We start from the raw sequence: 17,048 nt of genomic DNA, 5'->3' as shown, positions 1-17,048 counted from the left end.
GGCGATGGGCGGTATCGCGCAGCAGCCTCGAAGCAAGCAGTCGACGCCTTGGGAGCGCCTCACGCGGCCGGCTTCGACGCCAGCCGTGGACCGGTCTTGACGTCGACGATCTCCGGCTTGCCGCTGTCCACCGTGCCATCCCAGCCGCCGCCGAGCGCCTTGTTGAGGGCGATGTAGTTGGTCGCCAGCAAGACGCGGCTTTGCAGCAGCGAGTCCTCGGCCGAATAGAGCGAGCGCTGGGCGTCGAGCACATCGAGCAGGCCTGTCTCGCCGGCCTTGTAGAGCGTGCCTTCAAGGCTTGCGGCATTGCCATAGGATTTCGCGGAAGAGGCCAGCTTGCCGATCCTGATGCGCTCCTGCGACAACAGCACGAGCGCATTCTCCACATCCTCGAGCGCCGTCAGCACCGAAGACCGGTATGCGATGAAATATTGATCGCGCTGCGCCTTGGCAACCTCGACGGCCGCCTGCAATTGGCCGGCATTGAACAAGGGCACGCTGAGCGTCGGCCCGAACGACCAGCCGATCGACGAATTCTTGCCGAGATCGCCAAGCTTCAGCGCCGCCGTGCTGATGTCTCCCGTCAGGCTGACCGAGGGATAGCGGGCGGCCTCTGCCTGGCCGATCTTGGCGGTGTATTGCGCGTATTGGCGCTCCGCCATGCGCAAATCGGGCCGCGACAGCAGGATGTCGGCGGGAATGCCGGTCGGGATCGGCAGGCGCGGCGTCGGGATCGGCGCGACACGCTTCAGCCGATCGCTGAGTGCGGACGGCGGACGGCCTGTCAGCACCGAGAGACGATGCACGGCCTGCATATAACTTGCCTCCAGTGTCGGCACCGCGGCTTCGGTGCTCGCTGCCTGCCCCATCGCCTTGGCGACATCGGCGGCGGTCGCCGTGCCCGCCTGCGCCATGGTGCGGGTAAGTTCGGCGGTCTGCCTTTGCGACGCGGCCGAGCGCCGGGCGAGCGCGATGCGGGCCTGGTAGCCGCGCGCCTGGGTATAGTAGGAAGCGACATCGCCGACCAGGGTGAGAAGCGTCGAGCGCAGTTCCTCCTGCGAGGCGTCCAGCCCGTAACGCGCGGCCTCGACGCCCCTGCGGTTGGCGCCGAACAGGTCGAGTTCCCAGCTGGCGTCAAAGCCGGCCTGATACTCGCTGTAGGTGGCATCAGAGCCAGACGTGGCTTCTGACGACTTGTTGCGGGAGACCGAGCCGGAGCCCTCGGCCGACGGCAGCAACGTGCCTGCACTCTGGCGGTAGCTGGCGCGCGCCTCGCGGATTTTTGCCTTGGCGGTGGCGACATCGAGATTGCCGGCAACCGCTTCCTCGACAAGCGTGTTCAGCTCGGGATCGCGTAGCCGCTGCCACCATTTCGACAGTAGCGCCGGCTGGGCAGGCTTTGTCGGCTTGTGGCCGCTCCAGCTTGCTGGCATCGCCAGTATAGGCGTCTGATAATCCGGACCGACGACGCATCCCGCGAGCAGGGCAGCGGTAATCATAGGCGCAAGAAGCCGCCTCGCGGCCACCGAGCCACGTTCCAAACCTGTCATGTGAAGTTTTCCTTATTGCTGGTTGGCCGTCACCGGCGTCTCGCCCGCATCTGGTTTGGCCGCCCTGCCCTTGAAGATGCGCCGCACCGTGACAAACAGCAGCGGCACCAGGAAGACGCCGATCACCGTCGCTGCGATCATCCCGCCCATCACGCCGATGCCGACGGAGTTCTGCGCGCCCGAGCCCGCGCCGCTGGCAATCGCCAGCGGCAACACGCCGAGGATGAAGGCCAGCGACGTCATCAGGATCGGTCGCAGCCGCTGTCGCGCCGCTTCGAGCGTCGCCTCCACCAGCCCCATGCCGGCGGCCTGCCGCTCGATGGCGAACTCGACGATGAGGATAGCGTTCTTGGCGGCAAGACCGATCGTGGTCAAAAGGCCGACCTTGAAATAGACGTCGTTCGACTGGCCGAACAGGCTTGCCGCCAGTAGCGCGCCGAAGATGCCGATCGGCACCGACAGCATGACCGCGAACGGGATCGACCAGCTCTCATAAAGTGCTGCCAGGCAAAGGAATACCACAAGGGCCGAGATCGCATAGAGCGACAGCGCCTGGTTGCCGGAAAGCTTCTCCTGGTGCGACAGCCCTGTCCATTCGTGGGAATAGCCGGCGGGCAGTTGCGCCACAAGCTTGTCGATCTCGTCCATGGCGGCACCCGAGCTGATGCCCGTGGCCGCCGCGCCCTGGATCTCGACCGCCGCCGAACCATTGTAGCGTTCGAGCCTGGGCGAACCGAATGTCCAATGGCTGGAGGCAAAGGCCGAGAACGGCACCATCGCCCCGCTGGCGTTGCGGACCTGCCATTTGTCCAGGTCTTCCGGCTGCATGCGGAAGTTCGGGTCCGACTGCAGATAGACCGGTTTCACTCGCCCGCGATCGATGAAGTCGTTGACGTAGTCGCTGCCCCAGGCGGTGGAAAGCGTGTTGTTGATGTCGGCCAGGCTGACGCCCAGCGCGCTGGCCTTTTCCTGGTCGATGTCGACCGAGAATTGCGGCTGGTCTTCCTGGCCGTTGGGCCTTGTGTTGGCGAGCAGCTTGCTCTGCCCGGCCAGGGCCAGAAGCTGGTTGCGCGTCTGGATCAGCGCGTCATGGCCAGCGCCGTTGACGTCCTGCAGGTAGAAGTCGAAGCCGTTGGTGTTGCCGAAGCCCTGGATGGCCGGAGGCGCGAGCGCGAACACCTGCGCATCCCTGATCTTCGAAAACGCGCCCATCGCCCGGCCGGCGATTGTCTGCGCGGCGGAAGCCGGCGATTTGCGCAGGTCGAAATCCTTCAGCCGCACGAAAGCGATGCCGACATTCTGCCCTGCGCCGCCGAAGCCGAAGCCGGAGGCGGTGAACACCCCGTCGACGACGTCCTTCTCCTGGTTGAGATAATGGTTGGTCACCTCTGCCAGCACGCGCTCCGTGCGATCCTGCGTCGCGCCGACCGGCAGCTGCACGCTGGTGATCAGGATGCCCTGGTCCTCTTCCGGCAGGAACGAACTCGGCAGCCGGGCAAACATCCAGCCCACGGCAACGACGATGGCCAGGAACACGACGAGGAAGCGCCAGGACCGGTTGATGATGCCGTGCGAGCCGTCGCGATAGGCAAGCGTGCCGCGATCGAAGACGCGGTTGAACCAGCCGAACGGACCGGTCTGCGTCGCATGGTCCTTGGGCGGCCGCAGGATCGTGGCGCAAAGTGCGGGCGTCAGCACCAGTGCGACCAGCACGGACAGCACCATCGCCGAGACGATGGTCACCGAGAATTGCCGGTAGATGATGCCGGTCGAACCGCCGAAGAAAGCCATCGGCACGAACACGGCCGAAAGCACGGTGGCGATGCCGATCAGCGCGCCGGTGATTTCGTGCATCGACTTGCGCGTCGCCTCTTTCGGCGGCAGGCCCTCTTCCTGCATCACGCGTTCGACATTCTCGACCACGACGATGGCGTCGTCGACCAGCAGGCCGATCGCCAGCACCATGGCGAACATGGTCAGCGTGTTGACGGAATAGCCGAACAGCGACAGCACGCCGAACGTGCCGAGCAGCACCACCGGCACGGCAATCGTCGGGATGATGGTGGCGCGCAAATTCTGCAGGAAGATGAACATCACCAGGAACACCAGCACGATCGCTTCGGCCAGCGTCTTGACCACCTCCTCGATCGACAGCCGCACGAAAGGCGAAGTGTCGTAGGGATAGACGACCTCGACGCCTTGCGGGAAGGTCGAGCTCAGCCGGGCGATCGTCGAACGCACCGCCTCGGCGGTGTTGATGGCATTGGCGCCGGTCGCCAAGTTGACGGCGACGCCCGCCGCCGGCTTGCCGTTGTAATTGGCCTGCGTCGTATAGCTTTCGGCGCCGAGTTCGACGGTGGCGACGTCGTTGAGGCGTACCAGCGAGCCGTCCGTCTGGCTCTTCAGGATGATGTTGCGGAACTGTTCGGCGGTCTGCAGCCGGCTCTTGGCCGTCACCGTGGCATTGAGCTGCTGGCCCTTGCGCGCCGGCAGGCCGCCGAGCTGGCCGGCCGAAACCTGCGTGTTCTGCGCTTCGATGGCGGTAGCCACGTCGCTCGGCATCAGGGCGTATTTGGCGAGTTGGTCCGGGTCGAGCCAGATGCGCATGGCATAGCCGGAGCCGAACAGCTGCGTCGAGCCGACGCCCTCGACGCGCTTCAGCGTGTCGTTGACGGTGGCGTCGACATAGTCGGCGAGATCGGTAGAGTTCATCTTGCCGTCGGTCGAGACGAAGCCGATGACCATCAGGAAGCCGGTCGAGGATTTGGAGACGGTGATGCCATTGCTTTGCACCACCTGCGGCAGCTGTGACTGCACCAGTTGCAGCTTGTTTTGCGTCTGCACCTGGGCGGTGTCGGGATCGGCTGATGTGGTGAAGGTCAGCGTGATCGAGGCCGAACCGGTCGAGGTCGACGTCGCCGTCATATAGTCGAGATTGTCGATGCCAGTCATGCCCTGCTCGATGACCTTGGTCACCGAGTTTTCCACCGTCTGCGCATCGGCGCCCGGATAGGTGGCGCTGATGTTGACCGTGGTCGGCGCGATCTGCGGATATTGCGAGATCGGCAGCGAGGTGAGCGCCAAGAGGCCGCCCAGCATGATCACGATGGCGATCACCCAGGCGAAGATCGGCCGGTTGATGAAGAATACGGACATCGCTCAGTTCCCGGTCGCGGCGGCAGGTGCCGGTTTCGCGGCGTTGGACGCGGCTGGCGCGGCGGGAGCGCTTTGCCCGCGGTCCTTGACCTCGCCGGTCGTCTCGTCGATCGTCACCTCGACGCCCGTTGCATCGCCGCCGGGGCGCACCAGCTGCATGCCCTCGACGATGACACGGTCGCCGTCGCCGACACCCGAATCCACCAGCCAGTTGTTGCCGACGCTGTTGCGCACCGCGAGGACGCGGGTCTCGACCTTCCCCGCGGCATTGATGACCATGGCGGTGGCCTCGCCCTTGGTGTTGCGGCTGACGGCGCGCTGCGGCACCAGGAAGCTGTTCTGGGCGACGCCCTCCTCGACCAGCGCCCGCACATACATGCCGGGCAAAAGCAGGCGGTCGGGATTGGGAAACTCGGCCCTGAGCGCGAAGGTGCCGGTGGTCTGGTCGACATTGGCGCCGGCGAATTCCAGCTTGCCGGTCTGCGTGTAGATGGTGCCGTTCTCGAGCTTCAGCTTGACGCTGACATTGGGGCCGCTGAACTTCAGCCGCCCTTCCGAGATCGCCTGGCGCAGGTTGAGCAGGTTGGTGCTCGACTGTGTGACGTCGACATTGATCGGATCGAGGGCACGGATGGTGGTCAGCACAGTGTCCTGGTTGGCGGTCACCAGCGCACCCGGCGTCAGCGTGGACTTGTCGATGCGGCCGGCGATCGGCGCGGTGATCGAGGTCCGGTCGAGGCTGATGCGCGCCGTCTCGGCACTGGCCTTGGCCGAGGCGACATCGGCTTGCGCCTGCGCCAGCGTGGCGGCGGCATCGTCATAATCCTGTTTGGAAACAACGTTCTGCTTCAACAGACCGGCATAACGGTCGAACTTGGCCTGTGCGGTGGGCACCGCCGCTTGCGCCTTCTGCTGTGCGGCGACCGCGCTGTCATACGACGCTTTGTAGCTCGCCGGATCGATGAGGTAGAGCGGCTGTCCAGCCGCCACCTCGCTGCCCTCCTTGAACAGGCGCTGCTGGATGATGCCGTTCACTTGCGGGCGCACCTCGGCAACCAGCGAGGCCGCCGTGCGTCCCGACAGCTCGGCGGTGATCGCCACCGATTGCGGATGCAAGGTGACGACACCGACTTCCGGTTTGCCGGGCGCGCCCATGCCGGCGGGGGCGCTGCCCTCCTGCGAGCAGGCCGCCAGCAGAAGAGTGGCGGCGAACATCGCGGCCCAGGGCGCCAGACGGCGCGCCGAAAAACGAGGCTGGCTAGACTTGGAAATCATGGCCTGGATCTTTCCCTGGAGTTGCGTACGCGCTGGCAATGGACCGCTTGGTCGAGGGCATGCCGATCCATATGATGATAGGCCGCACCCGTCGGCGGGCGGCGACGAGCAATGCTTCGAAGCGGCTCATGTCGCGCTCCTTCTCGTCGGCCGGAGCTGCTCGAAGGTCGAGTAGCTGGCCGCGATGCCCACCAACATCATTATGCCGATCAGCGAGGACATGCCAAGCGCCTTGCCGGAGTTCACGCGATCTTGCGGTCGTGATGTCCATGGTTGTCGAGCGACTGCGAGAGCGGAAGCGACAGTCGCCAGGCGGCGAAGCGCAGGCGGATCGCGCCCTTCAGCGTGTCGGCCGGCAGAGCCAGTGGCAGGCCGCGTCCGGACAGCGGAAGACCGCGTCCGGACAGCGGAAGACCGCGTCCGGCATGGTCGAGTGACAATCTCGGGCTGGCGGACGCGAGCAGCCGCAGCAGTATCATGGCTTCCCACATTGTCGTGCTTCCGTTTGATTTGAACTGGGCATGATTTGAAAAACAGGGATGGCGAAGATACGCCCGCCATCCCTGAAAGAGACCGGCCGGCCCGAGAACGGGTTGGGTACCGGGCCGGCCGGCGCAGCCGGTCAGAGTTCTCAGCCGTTCCCGGGCTGGGGCGGCGGACTGCCATCGTTGGGCAGACCTCGGGGGCCGGCTGCATCATCCGGCGGACCGCCCCAGGGACCGGGGGGTGGTCCGTGGGGACGTTCCGCCGAAGCGAGGATTTCGAGCTGTTCGGGCGTCAGCTTGGCGCGCAGTGCCGCGATCGCGTCTTTCAGCTTGCCGGCCGAAACCGCGCGGGCCGTGACGTCGTCGGCCAGTTTTTCCTGGAAGGCGAAGGGATCGCGCTTGCCGTCAGGGCCGGCTGAGTCGGAGCCCTTCGCTTCAGGACCGCCGGAGCTATCAGGACCACCGGGCCGCCCATGATCGGGCCGTGGCGGCGCCAGCACGGCCTGCAGCGCGCTGGTGTAGTCGCGCCAGGCGTCGAGCTGCTCGGAGCGGATGCCGACGCGGATCTCGAGCGCGGCCAGCCGGGCGGCCAGCATGAATTCCGGCGGCGGACCCATGCGGCGGGGGCCAAAGCCTTCTGGTCCAAAACCTCGCGGGCCAAAACCCTGCGGACCATGCCGCATCGGCCCGTGCGGGCCGGGTCCGGCCATCGGGCCATGATCGGGTCCATCCTGCATTGCCCCACTCTGCTGGGCCATGACCGGTGGCGGCTCGCCGGGGGCGGCACCCGGATCGCGCTGTGCCGCCAGCACGGGGTGAATTGCGGCGACGGAAAACAGGCCGAGCGCAAGAAGTCTGCTTCGCATGACGGTGTTCCTTTCTCTCATGCTTCGGACAAATGAGAGGATAGGAAGCGTATTTGTCCGCTTCGCGTCGGCGTATTGCCGAAGGTTTCCGCAAGAGGGCAATTTGTAACTGAATGTTTCCCACGGCCTGCCGGAAACATTCAGTTGCAATTTTCCGTGCCGCTTGGATGCGGCTCTCCCTATAATCGCGGCCAAGGCAAGGGCACGGTCATGCAGTCACAACCCCATATCCTCGTCGTCGACGACGACCGCGAGATCAGGACGCTTCTCCAGCGCTATCTCGACAGCCAGGGCTTTCGTGTCACAGCTGCGGCGGACCGGCGCGAATGCGAACAGAGGCTGGGCGCGGGCCAGTTCGACCTGATCGTGCTCGACGTCATGCTGCCGGACGGCTCGGGGCTCGATATCTGCCGGGCCTTGCGTGACCGCAAGCCGCATATCCCGGTCATCCTGCTGACGGCGCTGAAAGAAGATGTCGACCGCATCATCGGCCTGGAACTCGGCGCCGACGACTATCTCGGCAAGCCGTTCAACCCGCGTGAGCTCATTGCCCGCATCCGTGCCGTGCTCAGGCGCTCGGCTCCCGAGGAGGCGCCCGCCTCCCCGCGCGCGCGTACCTACCGCTTCGCCGGCTACAGGCTGGAGCCGGACACCCGCAAGGTGACGGATGCACAAGGCGTGGCCGTCGACCTTACGGGCGCCGAGTTCGACCTCTTGCAGGTGTTTCTCGACCGTCCCGGCCGGCTTTTATCGCGCGACCAGCTTCTCGACCTGACGCAAGGCCGCGAGCGCGACCCGCTGGAGCGTTCGGTCGATGTGCTGGTGAGCCGGCTGCGCCGCAAATTTTCCGACACCGGCGACGGGCCGCTGTTCAAGACCGTGCGCAATGGCGGCTACCAACTCACCGCGCGCGTAGACACCGTGGAGAGCCACGCGTGAACTCGCTGCGCCGCCGTCTCATCCTGCTGCTGGTCGCCTCGATCGTCGGCGTCGTCGGCCTGGCGACGGCCGCCGTCATCAGCGTGCGCGGCGGCGGACCGCCGCCGGAACTGACCGTGCCCTGGATTGCCCAACAGATGGAACTGGTGGTGCGGCTTTTGCCGGGGCCGATCCCCGACGTCCTGCGGGTGCAATTCGCCGACCATCCGGCGGGCGGCAAGGTGGCTCGTGCGGAAACGGCGATGCTCAATGACATCCTGCACCGCCGTGGCCTCGACTTTCCGGCGGTCGTCAACGAGAAGACGGACGAACCCGGCCAGATCGCATCGATGCACCTGCCTGACCGCCGCTGGGCGATCATGGAGGTGCCGCATCTCAAGCCGCCAAGGCGCGAATGGCTGGTCTTGGCCGGCTGGATCTCGCTGATCGTCGCCGGCGCCACGGCGGTGTCGGTCTATTTCACCTCGGTGCTGATCCGCCCGCTCGAGATGCTGGAGGCCGCCGTCTCCAAGATCGGATCGGACGGCGTGCTGGCGGCGGTGCCGGAAGTGGGCTCGGCCGAGGTCAAGGCCACCGCGCATGCGCTGAACCAGCTCTCGTCGCGGCTGCGGACCGCCATGGAAAGCCGAATGCGGCTGGTCGCCGCCGCCGGCCATGATCTGCGAACGCCGATGACGCGCATGCGGCTGCGCGCCGAATTCCTCGACGACGAACGCGACAAATGGCTTCACGACCTCGACGAACTCGACCGCATCGCCGATAGCGCCATCCGCCTGGTGCGCGAAGAAGTGAACCAGGACGCCGTCGAACCGGTCGACCTGGCAAAGACGGTGCGCGATATCGAAGCCGAGATGGTATCGCTCGGCCATGCCGTCTCGATCGGGCACCTGGACAAGGTTTGCGTGCGGGCCGGCGCGCTTGGCCTGCGCCGCGCCTTGCGCAACCTGATCGTCAACGCCGCCACCCATGGCAAGGCGTGCCGCATCGACCTGGCCGCAGCCGACAATCGCGCCGTGCTGACCATATCTGACCATGGCCCGGGCATACCCACGGAACTCCTGAACAAGGCGTTCGAGCCCTTCTTCCGCGTCGACCCCGGCCGCCTGCAATCCGTCCCCGGAGCCGGTCTTGGCCTCGCCATCGCCAAGGAAATCATCGAGCGCTACGGCGGCATCGTGACGCTGCAAAACCGCCGGGGCGGCGGGCTGGAACAGACGGTGGTGTTCGAGGCAGTGTGAGGGGCGTTACGTACGAGTTCCCGTTGGACGGAATGCCTGCCTCGGGAGCAGTGAGCCTTACGGCAAGAAAAAGACGGCGACGATGCTGCACCGCGCAAAGCCAATGGTTCCAGCCCATTTCTCGGCGTAACCAGAGCCAATCCACTCGGCAAAAAACACAGACTCCGAAATTTCGCCTGGTTTAACAAAAGATTAGGCCTATCTTATTGCGTCAGCCTACGACGTCCTCCCAATCAGCCGAAGCAGGAATCTTTAGCGCTTGCTCACATAAGTATTTCATCCCGGTAGATTTTTTGTGTTGCGCCGCACAATAGGGTGGCCGAACCATTCCTTTGGGGTTCGTTTGCGACTGGACATACGCTGTGGAGGATTCCGGCACGTTGACCAACTTGTGCTGTTCGTCCGTCGATTTCGAGCCCGGCCCGATCGGACTCGCCGCGATCGGACCCGCAAAGCGAAGGTTTGACGGTGCCGGTGCCCTGGCGGATCTCGTCCGCCTGGTGCCCGAAACGACCGGCTGGCGGATACGTCGCGGACATCAATGCCGCGGAAGCCGCTGATGGGAAGCGCCCGTGACATCCAACTTGATGCGTTGAGAGCCATCGCCGTAACGATGGTGTTGTATTCCCATTTCTTCGCGGAGGGACCTTCGTTCTGGGGCCATATCGGCGTGCGGCTGTTTTTCGTGCTGAGCGGCTTCCTGATCACGCGCCTGCTGCTGGAGGCGCGTTCGGCCACCGAATTCGAAACCGGCCCCGCGCTGCGCTCCTTCTACATCAGGCGGATGTTGCGGATATTCCCGCCCTATTTTGCCGTCCTGGGTTTCGTCTGGCTGGTTGACCTGGATCAATCCAGAGGATCGCTGGTCTGGCATGCGCTTTATCTGTCGAACTTCTGGTATGCGCAGCACAATAACTGGAACCCTTGGGTGCTGGGCCATTTCTGGAGCCTGAGCATCGAGGAGCAGTTCTATCTTGCCTGGCCGCTGGTCGTCCTGCTGGCCCCACGCCGCCGCTTCGAGGCCATCTGCATCGCCGTCATCGCATTGTCGCTGGCCTATCGCTTCTATTGGCCGATCACTGCCACCCCGGCGCTGGCGCGCGACCTGCTGCCGCCGGCATCCATGGACGCGCTGGCTTCGGGCGCGCTGCTTGCCTGCTGGCATTTTAGGGGCGCCGGCCTGCCGCACTGGATGCGGCTGGGCTGGCCTGCCTTCGCCGCCGCATTCCTGGCGATTGAGTGGTTAGTCCCAGAGCCCGCCGATCCGACATTGGAATGGGCCCGCTGGGTGCTGCGAGAAGTCCTGCCCCTGGTGCCACTGATGGTCATCGTAGCCGCCTGTTCGCGCGGCCTTGGCGGCATCCTGGGCAGGCTTGCCGAACTGCCGCCGCTGCTTGGCCTCGGCCGCATCAGCTACGGCATCTATCTCTACCATCCGATATTGCTGTCGCTCGCCGTCAAGGCGCAGCCCTGGATTCCGCTCAACGTCTCGGAGCAAGGGCCAGGGCGATTCCTGGTTGCGAGCGCCGCCACGATTGTCGCGGCCTCGATTTCCTGGGTGGTTTTCGAGAGGCCGCTCAACAGCCTGAAGCGCCACTTCCCCTATGTCGCGCGCACCCGCTCCGCACAGGGCAGCCCTGGCGGCTGGCTCGCGACGGCGGCCGGCGGATCGCCCGATGGCCGCACACCGGCGCTCGAACTCCAGCGCACGGATGCAAGACGATGACCGCCGCGCCGCTCGTCTCCGTCCTGTTGCCGGTCTACAATGCCGGCCCCTATCTCGCCGCCGCGCTGGGAAGCATCCTGCGGCAGGACTACGGCCGCCTGGAGATCATCGCTATCGATGACGGCTCGACCGACAATTCGCTCGAGATACTCGAGCGCTGCCAAAAGGCCGACAGCCGCATTTCGATCGTCTCGCGTGAAAACCGCGGCCTTGTCGCGACGCTCAACGAAGGGCTGGCGCTCGCCCGGGGCGAACTGGTCGCGCGGATGGACGCCGACGACGTCGCCTATCCCTGGCGTTTGTCGCGCCAGGTGGCGCTGTTCGAGCGGCGGCCCGAACTGGGCTTCTGCGGCGCCGGCGTCGACATGTTGATCCGCGGCCGCATCGCCATCGGCAGGCCGGATCCGGTGTTCCAGTTCGGCCGCATCCCTGTATTGGCGATGTTCTTCACGATCTTCATGCACCCGACGGTCGTCTACAACAGGAAGGTCATCGACGACGGCGTTCTCCACTACGACCAGACCTACAGGCACGCCGAGGACTTCGATCTTTTCAGGCGGCTGGCCAGCCGCTACCCGGCAGCCATGATGCCCGAAAACCTGGTCGTGTACCGCGTCCATCAGGCAAGCGTGACCAGCCGGCACGTCAAGGAGATGCGCAGGACGCATTTGCGGATCGTGGCCGAGAACCTCGAGCGCGAGGGCCTGGCGCAGGCCACGCGGGACCTGCGCGACATTGGCGACGCGGTCAGCCACGACACGGTTGCCCGTGCGGCCGGCTTCATCGTCGCGCTGGAGGAGGAAATCCGCTCGCTGCCGGCGGCGACGCGGCCGAGCTTCGAGGCCGGCGCGCTGAACCTGTTCTATTTCCTCTACCAGCTGGTGGCCGACGAAAAGCAGCCCGCGCTGACGCATGAATTGCTGACGCGGACCGCGAAATGGAATGCCATCCGGCGCCGCGAGCAATATGCGCTGCGGCCCGGCGCCTGGGCGCCCTGGCTCAGCCTTGCCTCGCTGTCGGCCGCCAGACAAGCCGATGCCATGGCATACTTCTTCAAATCCGCGCCCGCCGCGGCGGTTCTGGCGTCTCATCGGTTGAGTTAAAGGCATGATCGTCAAAGCCAACCAACCTCTGCAGCGCGATCGTTCGACGGCGCTTGGCCCTGCCCCGGCCGGTCCCCGCCCGGAACGATCGGCGCCGGAAGTCAGCTTCATCATCTGCACGCGCAACCGCGTCGCCGTGCTCGATGCCTGTATCAAGTCGGTGCAAGCCGCGTGCCGCGCGCATGCCAGCTTCGCGGCCGAACTCGTTGTGGTCGACAATGGTTCGAGCGATCGGACGGCCGAACGCCTGGCCAGCATCGCCGCTACATCGGACATTCCATTCACGCCCGTTTGCGAGCCGCGCCCCGGGCTGGCGGCTGCCCGCAACGCCGGGCTGAGGCGTGCGCGCGGCCGTGTGCTGGTCTTCGTCGACGATGATTGCGCCGTCCATTGCGACTATTTGCGCGATCTGGAGCGACACTATGCGTCCGGGGAACGATGGCTCATCCGGGGAGGCCGTGTCGAGCTTGGCGATCCCAGGGATTTGCCGTTCACCATCAAGCGCTCGTGGGTGCGCGAGCGGCTGACGCCGGATGTTCATCCCGGCGGTTTTGTGCTGGGCTGCAACATGACGATGCACCGCGATGTCGCGGCCCGCATCGGCTATTTCGACGAACGCTTCGGCGCCGGCGGACCAATGCGGTCGGCCGAGGATACCGATTACCTCGTGCGGGCGATGCTGCTCGGCATCGCAGTCGAGTATGTGCCTGATATGACGATATTCCATCATCATGGCCGGCGGGATCGCAAAGCCATCGAGAAGCTGCACCGCGACTACAGCCTGGGCAATGGCGGGCTCTGCCTGAAGCATGTTCGCCACGCGCCCTGGCTGCTTCGCCATTTCTACTGGGCCGCAAGAGGGGCTATCAGGGAATTGGCGGGAGGACCCGCCTTCGATCGTGAACTCAACCTGCCGCACTGGCCGATCGTCGCCATGAATTTGCTCGGCGCGGCCAGGTTCGCGGTTCTCCTGCTGGCCAGACGGCCGCGGGCCGAGCCAGTGCGGCAAGATCAGCAAGCCAATGCCCAGGCGAGGTGAAACGCAATAATGCCAATGCTGCCGCCAAACCTGCCGATGCTGTTCCGGGCGTTCGGAAAGCGGCAACTGCGCCTGCTTCCGGCGGTGGTGGTACTCGGCCTGCTCAGCGCCGTCCTCGAAGGGTTCGGCATCGGCCTGATCATCCCGTTGCTGGGCATCATCATGGGACACGGGGATGCGGCCGGAATGGGCGGCTTCTCCGCTGTCCTCCAGCATGTCGGATCGGGCTTGAGCGAGCGCGACCGGCTGATCGTCATTTCGGTCGCCATCCTCGGCTCGATCATCCTGAAGAACGTCTTCGCCTTCGCCAACACGCTGCTGACGACCTTCATCTCCGGCAAGGCAAGCCATTCCATCCGTGGCGCCCTGTCGGAGCAGCTGTTGCGGGTCGGCTACCCATTCTTCCTGCGGCAAAGCCCCGGACGCCTGCTCAACATCATCTCCAACGAGTCCTGGCGGGCCTCCGATGCGATCCAGATCATGCTGTCGGCCATCGTCAGCGCATCGGCCGCCATCATCCTGTTGGCTTTCCTGTTGCTGCTTTCGTGGCGCATGACGCTTCTGGTCACGCTCGGACTGGCGCTCGTCCAGATCGCGCACGCTATCCTCTCTGCCAATCTGAAGGAGCCCAGCCGCAGCGTCGCTTCGCGCAACGGCCACCTCGCCTCGCAGATGCTTCACCTTGTGCATGCCGGACGGCTGATCCGCATCTTCGGACAGGAGAACCGGGAAAAGGCGATATTCGACACGGCGTCGGATGCGGTTCGCCGCGCCTCCTTCGCGCTGCTCGTGCGCCAGGGAGCGCTGCCGCCGCTGACGGAGGTTCTCCACGCCATGCTGTTCCTGGCGGTGGTGATCGGCGCCTGGCTGGCGCAGGTGAGTTTCCCGCTGATCATCGCCTTCGTCATCCTGCTCTACAGGCTGCAGCCGCATATGCGGGCCCTGCAGGGGTCGTGGAGCCAGCTGCAGGGCCTGAGCGGATCGCTCGAAGAGGTGACATGGCTGCTGGATCCCGCCGGCAAGCCGCAACCGCCGCAAGGCGACGAGCCGTTCCACGGCCTGCGCCAGGGCATCAAGTTCGACGATGTGACATTCACCTATTCCGGTACGGACCGGCGCGAGGTCGTGCTGCATGCGGCGACATTCGAAATCCGCGGCGGCCGCTCGACGGCGCTGATCGGCCGCTCGGGCGCCGGCAAAACGACGATCGTCAATCTCCTGTGCCGCTTCGTCGAACCGGACACTGGCAGCATCCTCGTCGATGGATCGCCGCTCGACGGGATCGACGCCAGCCAGTGGCGACGGCACATCGCCCTGGCCAGTCAGGAACTGGAACTGGTCGATGGCAGCATTTTTGAAAACATAACCTACGGGCAGGATACGGCGACAGCCGGCGACGCCGAGGCCGCCGCAAGACTGGCCGAAGCGCACGAGTTCATCGAAAGGCTGCCTCAGGGCTACGAGACGCTGGTCGGCTACAGGGGCGTCAATCTGTCGGCGGGACAGAGGCAGCGGATCGCCTTGGCGAGAGCCCTGGTCCGCGATCCCGATCTCCTCATCCTGGACGAAGCCACCAATGCGGTGGACGGGCTGTCGGAAGCGGCCATCGTCGAGACCCTGAAGTCGAGAGCCGGCCGCCGCACGACCATCGTCATCAGCCACCACCACAGCACAATCTCGTTCTGCGACGACGTGGTCATCCTGAGCGGCGGCCGCGTGAAAAAGCAGGCCCCTTTCGGCGCCCTGGCCTCGCTCAGCATGGACGAGCTTTATCAGCACGAGCCGCTCGACTGAGGAGGCACCGGGCCGGCCGCGATCGTTTCCCGGGCGTGTTTGCAGCCTCCGGCCGGCGGGCCGTCGCAAAGGTTCGAATCAGAAGCTTGGGGAAGTGCCGCTGGCACCTTCCGTGATCGCACCAATGCCGTGCGGGACCGAGGCGCGCTACCTTGCCTGTGCGGCGGACCTGTCGATCCGCCTGGCCGGTGCCCCATTGGGCTTACTCTCCGGGTGAGGTGCCGGCCTCCCATGCACAAAAGACCTGAAGCGGGTCGCCTGAAGCCCTTCAGCGCCACACTTCAGCTAGCGGCGCCGACATTCCTGCGCATGCGCCGCCTGCCCGTCGTCCGTGCTTTCTTCGCCATCGCCCCGGTTATCTCGACCACGCCGTCCTCGCGCGGCCTGCCATTGGTGGCCTTGTGGAGCCGCTCGTAGGGCAGCAGTTCCTTGATCCGGGCATTGAGCGATGCGATTTCGGCTTTGAGGTCCTCGCATTCCTGACTCTGCACGTCGAACTGTATCTGTTCGGACGCCTGTTGCAGCGTCAGCTGAGAAAGGTTGGCGTTCACCTTGGAAAGACTCATCTTGTCGCTTTCGCTCTCCTGGGTCAGCGCCGACAATCTTTCATCGGCGATCTTCTTTTCGGCCAAGGCATCGTTCAGTTCGCTCTTGAGCCTGGCGATCTCGCCTGCGGCTTCGCTGTTTTCGGTCGAGGTTTGCTCCAGCCGCGATTGCAGGTTCTGGATCTCCGAGCTCAACCCGCGCATTTCCGCCTGGCTGCGAGCCAGCTCGGCTTCCTTGTCGCCTTCCATCATGCGTGCTGCTTCGTTCGTTTCCGACAGCTTCGCCTGTGCGGCCTCGAGCGACTTCTGGAGCCGCATCTCCTCTTTCTCGCTCTTGCCGAGCGCGGCCAGCAGCTCCGCCAGCCGCGCTGCTTCGCTGGCATGGACCGCCGACAGCTCGTCGAGCCTGTGGCGCGCCTGCGATTCCCGCTTCAGCGCCTTGTCGAGTTCGAGCGACAGGTTGACGTGCTTTTCGCGCAGCATCTTGCTTTCGCGCAAGCGCCTGTTGGCCTCGACTGTCCTGGCGGTCAGCCGCTTGGCGATGTCGCCGAACTCCGCTTCACGTTTGGCGCTCGCATTGGCTGTCTCCACCAGTTCCAGCCTTACCGCGGCAAGTGCCGCACGAAGCGTCTCCCGGTCCTGAACCAGGCTTGTCTCGCGCTGCTGCAGCGCTTCGAAAGCGCCTTCACGCTCGCGCAGCTTTCTCGTCGCATCGTGCAGCTTCTCCGACAGCGCCCTTTGTTCGGCGGCCAGGGCGGCATTAGCGACCTCCAGCTCGTTGGCGCGCAGGATGTCGCTGTGCAGGATGTTGAGGAATTCACGCGTCAGATGGTGTGAGGTGCCGATCTCCGACAGCTTGTCGTTGATCTCCTCCAGATAGTCCCTGGCGTCATGGAAGAGACCCTCGAAGGCGCTCAATGCAGCCAGCCGGGTCTGTGTATGGGCCGTCAGTCGTGGCGCGGTTTCGGAACTGTCCGCATCGCCCGCGGCGTCGGCCTTGCTGGCGTTGTCGTCATTTGCCGCGTCGGCCTGGGGTGGCCCGTCATCGGGTGCCGCCTGGGCATCCGGCACATCGTCGCTCTCCGACGGCACCAGGTCGTCGGCGTCGAGACTTGCATCCAGCGCGTCCGCCAAATCGATCTGCAGGTCCTGGATCGCTTTATCCACGTCTTCAGCACGCTTGATCAGGCCTCTGAAGTTCATCACCAAACTCCCCTTACGCATACCTCGCTTCGAACTTAACAAATTGCTAATATATCCTTACATCCGCTGCTTGCGCAGGGGAAGCCCCGTCGGCACAAAGGTAAATTTGGGACATTTGGGGGTTGAAAT

Annotated in this window: 12 protein-coding genes; 6 read left to right on the top strand and 6 right to left on the bottom strand. The window is 64.9% G+C overall.

The genetic code is table 11. From position 1 onward, the window contains the following. Positions 1–59: 59 nt before the first annotated feature. The 5 genes from NKH06_RS03880 to NKH06_RS03860 all read right to left on the bottom strand — a co-directional run bounded on the left by NKH06_RS03880 (position 60) and on the right by NKH06_RS03860 (position 7,332). Positions 60–1,550 carry an efflux transporter outer membrane subunit gene (locus NKH06_RS03880; protein ID WP_352892290.1) on the bottom strand — a complete coding sequence of 497 codons (1,491 nt, stop codon included), beginning with the start codon at positions 1,548–1,550 and terminating at the stop codon, positions 60–62. A gap of 12 nt (positions 1,551–1,562) precedes the next feature. Beyond that, on the bottom strand, positions 1,563–4,706 hold the full coding sequence (locus NKH06_RS03875; RefSeq protein ID WP_352892289.1) for an efflux RND transporter permease subunit: 3,144 nt from the start codon (positions 4,704–4,706) through the stop codon (positions 1,563–1,565). Positions 4,707–4,709: 3 nt separating this feature from the next. Continuing rightward, entirely contained in the window at positions 4,710–5,981 is a 1,272-nt protein-coding gene (locus NKH06_RS03870; protein WP_502914399.1) for an efflux RND transporter periplasmic adaptor subunit, read from the bottom strand. Positions 5,982–6,223: 242 nt separating this feature from the next. Beyond that, positions 6,224–6,472 carry a hypothetical protein gene (locus NKH06_RS03865; protein ID WP_352674162.1) on the bottom strand — a complete coding sequence of 83 codons (249 nt, stop codon included), beginning with the start codon at positions 6,470–6,472 and terminating at the stop codon, positions 6,224–6,226. Positions 6,473–6,612: 140 nt separating this feature from the next. Beyond that, positions 6,613–7,332, bottom strand: a complete 720-nt coding sequence (locus NKH06_RS03860) for a hypothetical protein (protein ID WP_352892287.1) — start codon at positions 7,330–7,332, stop codon at positions 6,613–6,615. 210 nt (positions 7,333–7,542) lie between these two features. Between NKH06_RS03860 and NKH06_RS03855 the strand changes: the two genes are divergently transcribed. The 6 genes from NKH06_RS03855 to NKH06_RS03830 all read left to right on the top strand — a co-directional run bounded on the left by NKH06_RS03855 (position 7,543) and on the right by NKH06_RS03830 (position 15,171). Next, positions 7,543–8,271, top strand: a complete 729-nt coding sequence (locus tag NKH06_RS03855; protein WP_031213974.1) for a response regulator — start codon at positions 7,543–7,545, stop codon at positions 8,269–8,271. Further along, on the top strand, positions 8,268–9,509 hold the full coding sequence (locus tag NKH06_RS03850) for an ATP-binding protein (RefSeq protein WP_352441812.1): 1,242 nt from the start codon (positions 8,268–8,270) through the stop codon (positions 9,507–9,509). The genes NKH06_RS03855 and NKH06_RS03850 overlap by 4 nt, the downstream gene beginning before the upstream one ends. Positions 9,510–10,068: 559 nt before the next feature. Continuing rightward, positions 10,069–11,235 (top strand): acyltransferase family protein, encoded by a 1,167-nt coding sequence (locus NKH06_RS03845; protein WP_352892285.1) that lies wholly within the window; start codon positions 10,069–10,071, stop codon positions 11,233–11,235. Further along, positions 11,232–12,338 (top strand): glycosyltransferase family 2 protein, encoded by a 1,107-nt coding sequence (locus NKH06_RS03840; RefSeq protein WP_352611133.1) that lies wholly within the window; start codon positions 11,232–11,234, stop codon positions 12,336–12,338. Before NKH06_RS03845 ends, NKH06_RS03840 begins: the two co-directional genes overlap by 4 nt. A 4-nt stretch (positions 12,339–12,342) precedes the next feature. Beyond that, positions 12,343–13,377, top strand: coding sequence for a glycosyltransferase family 2 protein (locus NKH06_RS03835; RefSeq protein ID WP_352892282.1), 1,035 nt, complete (start codon positions 12,343–12,345; stop codon positions 13,375–13,377). A 9-nt stretch (positions 13,378–13,386) separates the two neighbouring features. Further along, positions 13,387–15,171 (top strand): ABC transporter ATP-binding protein, encoded by a 1,785-nt coding sequence (locus NKH06_RS03830; protein WP_031213654.1) that lies wholly within the window; start codon positions 13,387–13,389, stop codon positions 15,169–15,171. Between the two features lie 281 nt (positions 15,172–15,452). Here the strand turns inward: NKH06_RS03830 and NKH06_RS03825 are convergent, their stop codons facing one another. Beyond that, a complete protein-coding gene (locus tag NKH06_RS03825) occupies positions 15,453–16,919 on the bottom strand; it encodes a coiled-coil domain-containing protein (RefSeq protein ID WP_023813381.1) in 1,467 nt (488 codons plus the stop codon). Positions 16,920–17,048 lie beyond the last annotated feature (129 nt).

This window comes from Mesorhizobium sp. M1342 (assembly GCF_040317955.1).
Taxonomy (GTDB): domain Bacteria; phylum Pseudomonadota; class Alphaproteobacteria; order Rhizobiales; family Rhizobiaceae; genus Mesorhizobium.
The sequence above is the reverse complement of the archived record's forward strand: the minus strand, read 5'-3'. Positions and strand labels throughout refer to the sequence as shown.